Annotated in this window: 8 protein-coding genes; 4 read left to right on the top strand and 4 right to left on the bottom strand. The window is 41.3% G+C overall.

The window, feature by feature from the left end:
• Positions 1-436: 436 nt before the first annotated feature.
• Entirely contained in the window at positions 437-3046 is a 2610-nt protein-coding gene (gene gyrB / locus WAZ74_RS02380; RefSeq protein ID WP_422305412.1) for a DNA topoisomerase (ATP-hydrolyzing) subunit B, read from the top strand.
• 266 nt (positions 3047-3312) lie between these two features.
• The gene (locus WAZ74_RS02375; RefSeq protein ID WP_422305410.1) at positions 3313-3909 is read left to right on the top strand and encodes a manganese efflux pump MntP family protein; all 597 of its coding nucleotides are present in this window, start codon (positions 3313-3315) and stop codon (positions 3907-3909) included.
• Positions 3910-4033: 124 nt separating this feature from the next.
• Here the strand turns inward: WAZ74_RS02375 and rlmF are convergent, their stop codons facing one another.
• Both rlmF and WAZ74_RS02365 read right to left on the bottom strand, forming a co-directional pair.
• Positions 4034-5074, bottom strand: a complete 1041-nt coding sequence (gene rlmF / locus WAZ74_RS02370) for a 23S rRNA (adenine(1618)-N(6))-methyltransferase RlmF (RefSeq protein WP_422305408.1) — start codon at positions 5072-5074, stop codon at positions 4034-4036.
• A gap of 65 nt (positions 5075-5139) precedes the next feature.
• Positions 5140-5838, bottom strand: a complete 699-nt coding sequence (locus WAZ74_RS02365; protein WP_422305406.1) for a LysE family translocator — start codon at positions 5836-5838, stop codon at positions 5140-5142.
• Positions 5839-6131: 293 nt separating this feature from the next.
• Here WAZ74_RS02365 and WAZ74_RS02360 point away from each other — a divergent pair, with 293 nt between their 5' ends.
• The gene (locus tag WAZ74_RS02360) at positions 6132-6947 is read left to right on the top strand and encodes a crotonase/enoyl-CoA hydratase family protein (RefSeq protein ID WP_422305404.1); all 816 of its coding nucleotides are present in this window, start codon (positions 6132-6134) and stop codon (positions 6945-6947) included.
• Between the two features lie 149 nt (positions 6948-7096).
• The gene (locus WAZ74_RS02355; RefSeq protein WP_422305402.1) at positions 7097-7756 is read left to right on the top strand and encodes a hypothetical protein; all 660 of its coding nucleotides are present in this window, start codon (positions 7097-7099) and stop codon (positions 7754-7756) included.
• A gap of 298 nt (positions 7757-8054) precedes the next feature.
• On the opposite strand, the gene WAZ74_RS02350 is transcribed toward WAZ74_RS02355, so the two are convergent.
• A complete protein-coding gene (locus WAZ74_RS02350; RefSeq protein WP_422305400.1) occupies positions 8055-11048 on the bottom strand; it encodes a DEAD/DEAH box helicase in 2994 nt (997 codons plus the stop codon).
• A gap of 175 nt (positions 11049-11223) precedes the next feature.
• On the bottom strand, positions 11224-11721 hold the full coding sequence (locus WAZ74_RS02345) for a cupin domain-containing protein (protein ID WP_422305398.1): 498 nt from the start codon (positions 11719-11721) through the stop codon (positions 11224-11226).
• Positions 11722-11747: the final 26 nt, after the last annotated feature.

The raw sequence follows: 11747 nt of genomic DNA, 5'->3' as shown, positions 1-11747 counted from the left end.
CCTCTTTAAACAGTTTTTTAATAAGCACAAAACAGCCAGCAAACAGTGACTTAGAAGCAAAAAAATGCTAAAATAGGGCTTTATTTTTGTCCTATTCTCAGCAAGTTTTTTGATAGCGTTATATAGATGTTTTTTATTGGCTAAAAATTTTAAGTAATTGATAAATATGATTTTTATTCCTTCTGTTTTAGCATGGTTTTATTTTAAGACAAAGCCGCTAACATTGGGTGAATGAGAGATCAACTTAACGTTTTTTAAGTTCATCAAATATCTTATAAAATTTGGCTAATAGCTTTTAACAACTAATAGCCTTTAATAAATAATACCTATCAAAAGTTTTGACTATAAAAGTTAAATCTAAAATAACGTTATGAGACATCACCGTATGGGTGGGTCAATAACAAACGGCTGATTATGGCTAGATTAAGGAATGCGCATGAGTGATTCATTACCGACAGACCACGAGCAATTGATATCAGACAGCGTTGTCGAGACGACTGTACCCGCTGTGGCTCCTGAAGGATTACCCTCTGATTATAGCTCCAAAGATATTCGTGTATTGCGCGGGTTAGAAGCGGTACGCGTGCGCCCAGGTATGTATATCGGTGATACTGACGATGGTACTGGTCTACATCATATGGTCTTTGAGGTGGTGGATAACTCTATCGATGAGGCGCTTGCGGGTCATTGCGATCAAATTGACATCATCATCCATGAAGACGAATCGGTCAGTGTGATGGACAATGGTCGCGGTGTGCCGGTCGATATCCACCCAGAAGAAGGGGTGTCGGCGGCGCAGGTCATCATGACGGTACTGCACGCTGGTGGTAAGTTCGATGACAATAGTTATAAAGTCTCAGGCGGCCTACATGGCGTCGGCGTATCGGTCGTCAATGCGTTATCCAAAAAGCTGGAAATGAATATCTGGCGCGAAGGTTTTCACTATCATCAAACGTATACCGATGGCGTGCCCGATGCTGATATTCAAGAGATGGAGCCAACGAATAAAACAGGCACTCAGATTCGTTTTTACCCAAGTGCGGATGTCTTTACTGGCACCGTCTTTGAATATGATATCTTGGCCAAACGTTTACGCGAGCTCTCGTTTTTGAACTCCGGCGTGCGCATTGTATTAACCGATGAACGCATCGATAAGCGCCACGAGTTTGAGCACAAAGGTGGTTTGCTTGAGTTTGTCAGCTATATCAATGCGGGCAAAGACGGCGTCAATGAAGTGTTCCATTTCACCAGCGAACAAGATGACGGCATCAGTGTCGAAGTGGCGCTACAGTGGACGGATACTTATAACGAAAAAGTATTGTGCTTCACCAATAACATTCCGCAGCGCGATGGTGGCACGCATCTATCCGGATTCCGCTCGGCGCTCACGCGTGGCCTAAACAGCTACATGGATCGTGAGAATTTATTCAAAAAAGAAAAAGTGGTCGCAACTGGCGATGATGCCCGTGAAGGTCTAACGGCTATTGTCTCGGTCAAAGTGCCTGATCCAAAATTCTCTAGTCAGACCAAAGACAAGCTGGTATCAAGCGAAGTAAAATCCGCGGTCGAATCAGCCATGCATGCTAAGTTTAACGACTATCTATTAGAAAACCCAACAGCGGGTAAAGCCATCGCCAATAAGATTATCGATGCGGCACGCGCCCGTGATGCAGCTCGTAAAGCGCGTGAAATGACGCGTCGCAAGACGACTTTGGATATCGCAGGTTTGCCGGGTAAACTGGCGGATTGCCAAGAAAAAGACCCTGCATTGTCAGAGCTGTATATTGTGGAGGGTGACTCTGCTGGTGGCTCAGCCAAGCAAGGTCGTAGCCGTAAAACCCAAGCTATTTTGCCACTAAAAGGTAAAATTCTAAACGTTGAGCGCGCGCGTTTTGACAAAATGCTATCGTCTGCCGAAGTGGGCAATCTCATTACCGCACTTGGCTGCGGTATCGGTCCGGATGAATATAATCCTGATAAAGTCCGCTATCATAAAATCATTATCATGACCGATGCCGATGTGGATGGCTCGCACATTCGTACGCTGCTATTGACCTTTTTCTTCCGTCAAACGCCTGAACTGATCGAGCGTGGCTATGTCTATATCGCTCAGCCGCCGCTTTATAAGGTAAAAAAAGGACGTCAAGAGCTGTATCTAAAAGACGATGAGGCGCTCAAAGCTTATTTATTGTCTTCAACAATCGACAATACCAAGCTACATGTCAGTGCAGATGCGCCCGCCATCACCGGTCAAGCGCTTGAGACACTACTGAACGACTATAACCAAACTCAGCTAATCAAAGCACGTTTGCAGATTCGTTTTCCAGCGGTTATCTTGGATGCGCTAACCCATACGCCGAAGCTAAGCACGGATATGACGTATGACAAGTCTGCTATGCAAGCTTGGACGGAAAGCATGCAAACGCAGCTCGATCACTTTGGCTCTGATTTAAACCCTGAGATTGAGCTGGTCAATATTCATGCGCCGCAGCCAAAAAATATGGATGCTGCTGCTGCTGATTTATTGGGGATGAAACCGCAAGTAGATATCGAGGAAGGCGCTGAGAGCGAGGCTATATCTACGAAAGCTCAGTGGTTACCACGTATTACGGTCTATGTGCATCAGTTGGCGCATCATTATCTGTTAGATGCTAGCTTCATCAATTCGGGCGAGTATAGCAAGTTACTGCGTTTATCAAGCGAGTGGAATACCTTGCTTGCTGATGATGCCTTTATCCGCCGTGAAGCCAGTGCGGGCACGACCAAAGACATTCCAGTACGCGACTTTGACTATCTGTGGCAGCAAATGATGCTCGACGCGCGCCGTGGTTTGGCGATTCAGCGTTATAAAGGGCTGGGCGAGATGAACGCCGATCAGCTTTGGGATACCACGATGGATCCTGAAAACCGCCGTATGTTGCGTGTGACGATTGAAGATGCCATCGCTGCCGATCATATGTTTACTTGTCTGATGGGTGATCATGTAGAGCCTCGTCGTATCTTTATCGAAGAGAATGCGCTAACGGTCTCTAATCTAGACATATAGTGAGTTTAGTATAAAAACGAGTCAGCGTGACAGGAATGCTTACCTTTAAATGAGAAGTTTTGCAGCCTCTGTCTGCGAAGGCACAGCAAGCAAGAAAAATTTGTACCAGTTCTGCGTTGCAATATAATGATTCTATTTTATTTAGAATTGACTGTATCAGTACTCTGATCTCCTTTTATTTTTTATAAAAATACCGCTTTGATATCTAGAGCGGTATTTTTGTTTCATGTGAAACCTTTTTATATTTTTGATAAGAGAACCACACAATGATTGAAGTCGTGCTACTTGCTATTGCCTTAGCTATGGATGCGTTCGCCGTCGCGATTGGTTTGGGTGCCAAATCACAAAAACAAAACCATCACTATGTGTTGCGCTTGGCTTTTTATGCCGCGCTATATTTCGGTATCGCGCAGGGCATCATGCCACTTATTGGATATCTATTAGGTGCGGCATTGCTGGGTTGGTTAGCGGCCGCGGCTCCTTGGATTGGCGGTGTCATTCTTATTGCACTTGGTGGCAAAATGCTTTATGAAGTGTTTGCAGGCGACAGAGAAGAAGAGATTGATGACATTGCTGATGAGGTATTAGCAAAGAATAGCAGTCATCAAGGTGTTAATCATAAGACGATGTTTACGCTCGCCATTGCTACCAGTATTGATGCCATGGCTGCTGGTTTCACGCTTAACCTGTTGGCACTAAATGCTTGGTTGGCTTGTTTGATTATCGCGGTAATCACAGCGTTATTTAGCTTATCAGGTGTCTATTTAGGCTGGCGCTCTGGTACTTGGTTAGAGGATAAAGCAGAAGCGTTAGGTGGTTTGGTACTGGTCGCTATTGGGATAAAAATCATGTTTTTTGGCTGATTGACTGGTTGATTCAGCTGAAAGTTTTTGGCATTAGCACTTATTTTTACAACAAAAAAGCCCCGCTTTGATATCAAAGCGGGGCTTTTGTTTCACGTGAAACTTTAACAAATATTATGATTGTTTATGCTTCTTCTTCAGTATGAAAGCGCCACGCTAGGATGCGGGTGTTTTTCTGACCTTGGCTCATCTCAATAATGCGCATTTGCGCGACATCAAGCTGTTTGAGCAATAGCTGTAAAGGTTTCACATTTTCTGACTTGGAAACCAAGGTAGTAAACCAGCCAACGTGCTCGGCAAAGCTTTGACTCTCTTTTGCCATTTTGGTTAAAAAGGTAATCTCGCCACCTTCACTCCACAGCTCTTTGTGCTGACCGCCAAAGTTTAGGTTTTGGGCGGCGTTGCCTGACTTTGTTGAGCTACGACTTATTTGTTCGCTTTCGTTTTTGCCGCGATGTCGCTGCAAGTTATGCTGCTTACGACTGTTGGCTTCCATTGCTTCTTCGAGTGAGGCATGGAACGGTGGGTTACATACGACCACATCAAAATAGTCTTGGCGACCGATGATGTTTTTGAAGATGACTTTTGGCTCAGGCTGTAGTTTTACTTTTACCGCGCTTTTGAGCTTTGGATTGGCTTCACAAATAAGTGCGGCGGTATTGACCGAAATTGGGTCGATGTCACTCGCTGTGAAACGCCAGCCGTAGCTTTGACTGCCAATAATGGGATAAATCGCGCTGGCACCGGTACCAATATCAAGGGCGTGAATCTCTTTACCTATGGGCGGCGTATTGTCGTCATTGACGTGGGTGGTTTGCGCCAACAGGTCAGCGATATAATGGATGTAATCAGCACGTCCGGGGATTGGTGGACAGAGGTAACCTTCAGGAATGTCCCAAAACTTGACACCATAATAGTTCGCCAACAAGGCTTTGTTGAGCACGCGTACGGCTTGATGATCCGAGAAATTAATCGTCGGCTCGCCATTCGGGTTGGTAATGGTATGATCGGCCAGCTCAGGTAGGGCGCGAGTCAATACCGCAAAGTCATAGCGACCTTGGTGCGGATTGCGCGGATGCAGCTGACCGAGTTTTTTGGCAGTCGCGGGCGATCTGTTTTTGTGTTTGCTGTTCATGGCTCTATTGGTTGTCGGCTTACTTGTCATAGTGTCGGGCTTTGATGTCTGAATATAAAGGATTAGTTTAGCAGATTTTACGAGGAACTCACGGCTTATCGGCTACGTAAAATAAGATTTAAGCCCAATACGATCATCGCTGTCCCCAAGACGCGGTCTATCCAATGCTCAAAACGCTGAAAGCGCCGATGAATCGCAGGAATAGACAGTAGCATCACCACCGTACTAAACCATGCCATCTGCAACACCATCATCCACACGCCATAAATCGCCAATTGCCAAAGTGGTATGTCTGGTGAGAGTACCAAGGTAAATATCGCCACAAAATACACTGGTGCTTTTGGATTAAAGACATTGCAAAAAAAACCTCGGCGCAAAATAGAAAAGGTTGAGTCGGGATTATTGACTGAGAGGCTTTTATTAGCAGTGGTGGTTTGGTGCGTAAGCGCGTCTTGTGCAACGCTAGAATCTGATCCTGCCGAGTGTGCTAATGCTGCTGGCTTTTTGGGTTTGGCTTGAATGCCTTGCCAACCAAGATAAATCAGATAACCACCGCCCAACCATTTAATCGCGGTCAGTAGCGGCTGTGAATGAGCAATGACGGTCGCCAGTCCCAGTACCGAATAAATAATGTGTATGCCTAAGCCAAAAGTAATACCCAGACTACAAATCAGCCCAGTGCGTCGACCTTTTGCCAATGTCTGCTGCGACACCAAGACAAAGTCAGGGCCAGGCGAGGCGGCAGCGAGTAAGTGGACGCTGGTGATAAGCAAAAAACCGTGCCAAAATTCCATAAGATGCCCTGAATGATGTCCTAATGCGATAGATAATAGTTGCACTTATCACAAATAACGTCAACTCGTAATGTGCTGGCTATAGTCGATGCTAAATAAAACAGAACTATTATCCTGCAACGTGGAATGGGTATAAATTTTTTTACTTACTGTTAGGAATGCGGCCATTTATCAATAAATGTTTTGTCACTTGTGTTCTAGAGCAGGGATGTCTATATTAAAAGGACGTTTATTACCATTTACGAAATCACCATTCACGACACCACAATGCTACTGTTGACAAGGATATAGTCATGACGATGGATACCACTAACCACAATCATAACCACAACGACAACCGCATCACCTATGAGATTCAAGATCACATCTGCCTAATCGGGTTAAATCGTGCAAGCAAACGCAACGCCTTTGACAGCCATATGATTCAGCAATTATCCGACGCACTCACCCATTACGAGAACGACGATGCGCTACGCTGCGCCCTGATATTTGCGCATGGTGAGCACTTTACCGCTGGTCTCGATCTCATGGAGCTACAAGACAAGTGGGACAAAGGCGCGTTTGAGTTTGATCACGATCAAATCGACCCGTGGGGCATCAGCGGTAAATCACGCTGTAAGCCTGTCGTGGTCGCGGTACAAGGCACTTGCTTTACCGCTGGCATTGAGCTGATGCTCAATAGCGACGTGGTCATCGCTAGCGACAATTGCAACTTTGCCCAAATGGAAGTGCTGCGCGGCATCATGCCGTTTGGCGGCGCGACCGTCCGATTCGTACAAGCTGCTGGTTGGCAAAAAGCCATGCCGTATCTGCTCACAGGCAAAGCATTTGACGCGCAAACCGCAGATCGACTCAATCTGGTCAGTGAAGTGGTGGCAAATGGCACCGAATACGAGCGCGCGCTCACGATTGCCAAAGAGGTTTGCCAAGCCGCACCGCTAGGTGTGCAAAGTCTACTGTCAGCGGCACAAGATGTCAGTCGTAGCGGCATCGGCGCGGCACTGGCCAATATCCATAGCTATCTGCCAGATTTGTTTTATTCAGAAGATGCGCGCGAGGGTGCAATGGCGATGGTTGAGAGAAGGGAAGCGAAGTTTAAGGGGCGGTAGCACCACCATCGTCTGTGATATATGAAGCTAAGTTTCTAATGTTTTAAATTTTTAAGACGCTAAGTTTCTAGAACATTAAGTTTCTAAAGTACTAATATTGAACGATTTTATAACTATTCAAAAAGAGCCACAAAGGCTAACGACCACTTATGACTGATCATTTTTATTTATTATTATTTTTGCTGTTTTTGACTGTTATGCTCAGCTTGTCAGTGGTTATGTTGCTGAAGTCCATTAATAAAGAAGGTGGCTTGTCTGATGTCTTGCGTGAAAAACTACTGCGCTGGCTGCCTTTTGACTTTATGGAAGAGCGTTTCAAGATTGATAGGCCTGAATCTGTAGGCTTACGGCAAGTCTTTCAACATGGCCTACGCGAAGATTACTTTTATATCAACATTGCCAAAAACAGGCACTTTGTAGAGCTAAAAGACTATATTGCCGTTAGAAAACAGATCGGTTTTTATGAAAAAAAATGGCGCGTCATCCTTTGGGTGCTGCCTGTCGTGCTGATGATTTGTATCCCGTTGCTACCACTACAGGACGGTGTGGATAAGTATGTCATGCTAGTGCCTTTGGCGTTGTTGTTCTTTTCGATTCATAAGCTAAAAGCCATGCCTTATCGGGCTGAGTTCCTCGCTATCCAAAAAAGGATGTTGCAGCAGATATATAACGCGGTGTTTGATGACAATCGTTTTGAGAGCATTGAGTTAGCGATCAAATTAAGGAAAGTAAATAAGGTAAAAGTCTTATCTAATTATTATGAGCTAGAAGCGATTGTCGATCAGATGAATGTAAAAGGTGTGGAGTAGGATAGGTTTGATAGTGGATTGGGTGGGAGGCTTTTTTTGGCTAGTAGGTAATAAAGCTTTTGAGGGGCAAGTTTTTAGTTATTAGGCGTTGGTTGAGAGAAAATATGCTGAGTTTAAAGGCGTTAGGGTTTTTACGAACTAAACAATGAGTACAAAAACTAACTTCAGCTAATCATGTTATCCGCTAAAATTTTCGAGCAAGCAATATGTGCTAATGGTAAGGCTGGCCACCATTAGCTACTTTTGTATTATTACTGATGCAAGCTACTAAGGACTTGAAGTTGAAAACGTTATTATTCTAAATGCTTGAAATAACGTTAATCTTTATTCCAGTAACTTCTTCAATATAAACCTCAGCATTACCTAAAATAGTAAGCTGCTCATTTGAAATTTTCTGTTTTGAGATAGCTGGTTGAACGATTGTCATACCAAACTCGAGATACGCCTGTTGTGAGATCTTGAGTAGAAGATTCAATCCTTCTAAGCTACCTTTATCTATCCTCGAAGGTTTTTCTTTTTTTATTCTATCAATTTCTCTACTAATTAGCCTTAAAATGAGCTTTTCAATATCTCTAATCCATTTAATACTTTTTGCTGCTTGACCTGCTACTTGATATACATCATCTACTCTTGCACCAGGCTTAGCTATACCTTTATCATTAGGAGAACAATACTTAAGATGAAAAAAATCGATATAAAGCGTTCTATTATCTACATTCTTGATTGCTACTATATCTGCTATTTCACCACTACCATCATCATCAAATACTAAGTCGTAAGACTCTTTGATTTTTTGAATAGTATGATATTGAATAGAGTTTTTTATCTTTTCAGGCTTTTGAGACTCAATAGATATATCTACTCCTTCCCAGTCCCAAGTAACTATTCTATTTTTGTCATACAAATAAGCATACTCTTTATTAGGAAAATAATATTGATCACCTTCAACATAACCCGTATTAGTTAATAAAATAATAGGTGGATATTCTACAAAAAAATCACTAAGCAGCTCTATGTTTTCTCCGATCTGAATATATAGATTATCTGATGATTCAAATAATACTCTATCATTTTTCAGTATTAATCTAATTTTGCTTTTCTGATCAGGCGTTGAGAGATATAGGTTTATTTCAGTACCATTATTTTTCGAAAAAATGTCAGAACTTAAATCACAGTTGATTATACTTTCATTCCAACTTGTACTACCTATAATAATTTTCTCTTGATTTTTCCTAAGGATTTCTAAAGGCCAATCTACAGATATAATAGGTTTATTAGGGAACGTTAAAAGCGTAATGTTACGCATAGCATTTTTTAATATGCTGTTGGGATCTATACTATCATCAAGTATTTTATTACCTACGTTTTCACACCATACAAACCATTTATCTATTGAATCACTATCCATTGCCCATATTTTACCTTTGTAAGAACAACCTATGCTTGTTGCTTCACCATTTTCATAACCTAATCCGAAGATATTAGATTTTATAGCTCTCTTAGCCTCAATGTCTGGAATTTGGTCGGCAATATCTCTTCCAGTATGCATCGAATAACGTAGGCCTTTTTTGTTCTTATTTAAGCCTACATTTTGTAGTCTTAACCTGTTCAGACCATGCAAAGCTCTAAATATATTTTCTCCTTTAATTTGGATAGCTTTATTAGCAATAGATTTTATTAAAAACCTATTTAAGCTACCTTTATTTGAAGTGTGTAAGAATAGAAGTTTATTAGTTTTATCGTAATATAATATATATAAATCCCAAATTTCGTTGAATAGTTCTTTAGAATTACTCCAGCCTACAGATAGGTAGGTTTTAGTATTAAAGATAATTTTATTTTCTTCATCATTAATACTATATTCATAAACCTTAAAATGCTTCTCACTAGAAGCTAAGATATTGTTAGGAGCCCATGATTCCAAATTTAGTTTATAAACGACTGTACTCATATTAGGTCGCAAACCTAAATTAAAAATGTCTGTTGATTCTGAGAATTTTTCTTTAAAATCTTGGTATTTTTTTTCATCATTAATTTTTTCTAGACTTATATCGCTAATTACATTGTTCCAGTCCGAGTCTTCACTATATAGCTTTTCGATTTCCTTTTTTAATTTAGGGTTGGCAATATTTACTACAAATTTAGCATTACCTAAATTTCCATTAGTTCTTGTGAACCTACCTATGAATTGAAGGGTAATATTTATACTTTTATGTGTATCATGTATTGCTGCTATTTTTAGATTAGCAAGATCAAATCCTTCGCCAAGCATATCTACACAAACGATTACTCTATGAATTCCTTTCTTAATATTTTCTAATATACTCTTACGATTTCTAGTATCGCTGTTGATAAGAATAGGTTTTAAATCAGTTTCGGACTTATATAATTCAAAAATTTCTTCAGCTCTTTTTATAGAATGTGCTCTAGCCATAAGTATATGATCAAAGCCTTCATCAATATCTTTTCTTAATAAAGTGATCGCTTTCTCGTAAATTACTCTATCAGCATGTTCTTCAATAAACTCTACAACTGAATGGCGTTCGATTTTTTTAAAGTAGCCATCAATTTGTGCTCTTTTCAATGAATAATCAAAAATAATTCTACCTTCAACTCTGACGCCATCTGACCTAAAAGGAGTAGCAGTGAATTGAAAGACTTTTTTTCCTACAAAATGAGATTTAATTTTTGACCAAGTTCTAGCTTCTATATGATGTGCTTCATCTATAATTAAATGGGAGCAGCTACCTAATAGCTTAGTGAAGCATTCACTAGAAAAATTTTGAAGTACAGATGGTGTGGCAATAATTACATTAGACTGTATTAACCCAGTAACTTCTTGAGGCTGACTAATGCCCTTAGTGATGGTAGCAACAAATGGATTTTGAAAACTATCGGAAACCAGTTCTAGTTTTCGTAAAAGACCTAATTCTATAAATTTATCTTGAACTTGAGTCCGCAATGCATCTGAAGGCACGATAATCAAAGTTAAAGGGAATTTTCCAGCTACTACCAGTGATAGTATTGTTTCAGTTTTTCCAGTTCCTGTTGGCATGACAATAGTTGCAGATTCGTTATGATCAGATTTCTCGTACCCTAAACCCGCATGGATTGCTCCAATTTGTGGTGGTCTCAAACCTTGGCTTCCAGTATGAATGTCCTCTTCCCTAAAATTAAAAGAATTACTTCTCCAAGATGCTCTTACATTATTAAAATCATTATCAAGTTCATTAAGTGGCTTCCAAGTTATTGTGTTCTCACCTACCTTCTTAATTCTAGTACTCGTATTCATATGAATTCCTTTTTACTATTTAGGATCAAGGGTGAAAGTTGATTAACGATTTAAGCTATTAATCTGTAATAGTTTACTAACATTAACTATAGTAACTTTTAATAGAAATTTGTTCATTAAAATAGTGGTGTCATAGTTAAAATTCTAATATTTATTGAAACTCTCAATATCGCCCTCAAACCTCACCCAAATCTTCCAAATCCACATACTCTTTTTTACCATGTATCTTATACATCTTGCGTTTGATCTCTGGATACAGAGTGATATCAATCGGTGGTCGGCTACCGCCCATCAGATACGTGGCATCAGTATCGCTATCATTGCGCATCGAATGCGCCGCGCCATGCGCAGGGAAACCGACAAAGTCACCAGCGCTCAGCTGATACTGCTCATCGCCATAGCGCAGAGACAGCTCGCCTGACAGTACATAAATGAACTCATCAGACTCTTCGTGATAGTGATGCGTCGTCGTCTCATCGCCTGCCTCAACCCGCACAAGGTGCAAGCCAACCTTCGTCAGACCGACGATGTCACTTAACGATACCGTATGGCGAATGGCTTGCTCATTGAATTGATGGACGTGTTTGGTCTCGGGTGTGTTGTCTATATCGGATTTTGTTAGAACGTAAGCGTGCGTATCCGTATGCAGCTGTTGGTCGGGTGTTGTCATCATCTGGCTCCGTGATTGATGTTTTGAGT

The sequence above is a fragment of the Psychrobacter sp. genome (genome assembly GCF_049295055.1).
In the GTDB taxonomy this organism is placed as follows: Bacteria; Pseudomonadota; Gammaproteobacteria; order Pseudomonadales; family Moraxellaceae; genus Psychrobacter.
Note: the sequence above shows the minus strand (reverse complement) of the source record. Positions and strands in the feature narration are given on the sequence as shown.

Coding starts and splice junctions, on each gene's coding strand:
- WAZ74_RS02360 (WP_422305404.1), top strand. CDS start 6,132: ATGACGATGGATACCACTAACCACAATCATAACCACAACGACAACCGC.
- WAZ74_RS02355 (WP_422305402.1), top strand. CDS start 7,097: ATGACTGATCATTTTTATTTATTATTATTTTTGCTGTTTTTGACTGTT.
- rlmF (WP_422305408.1), bottom strand. CDS start 5,074: ATGACAAGTAAGCCGACAACCAATAGAGCCATGAACAGCAAACACAAA.
- WAZ74_RS02365 (WP_422305406.1), bottom strand. CDS start 5,838: ATGGAATTTTGGCACGGTTTTTTGCTTATCACCAGCGTCCACTTACTC.
- WAZ74_RS02350 (WP_422305400.1), bottom strand. CDS start 11,048: ATGAATACGAGTACTAGAATTAAGAAGGTAGGTGAGAACACAATAACT.
- gyrB (WP_422305412.1), top strand. CDS start 437: ATGAGTGATTCATTACCGACAGACCACGAGCAATTGATATCAGACAGC.
- WAZ74_RS02375 (WP_422305410.1), top strand. CDS start 3,313: ATGATTGAAGTCGTGCTACTTGCTATTGCCTTAGCTATGGATGCGTTC.
- WAZ74_RS02345 (WP_422305398.1), bottom strand. CDS start 11,721: ATGATGACAACACCCGACCAACAGCTGCATACGGATACGCACGCTTAC.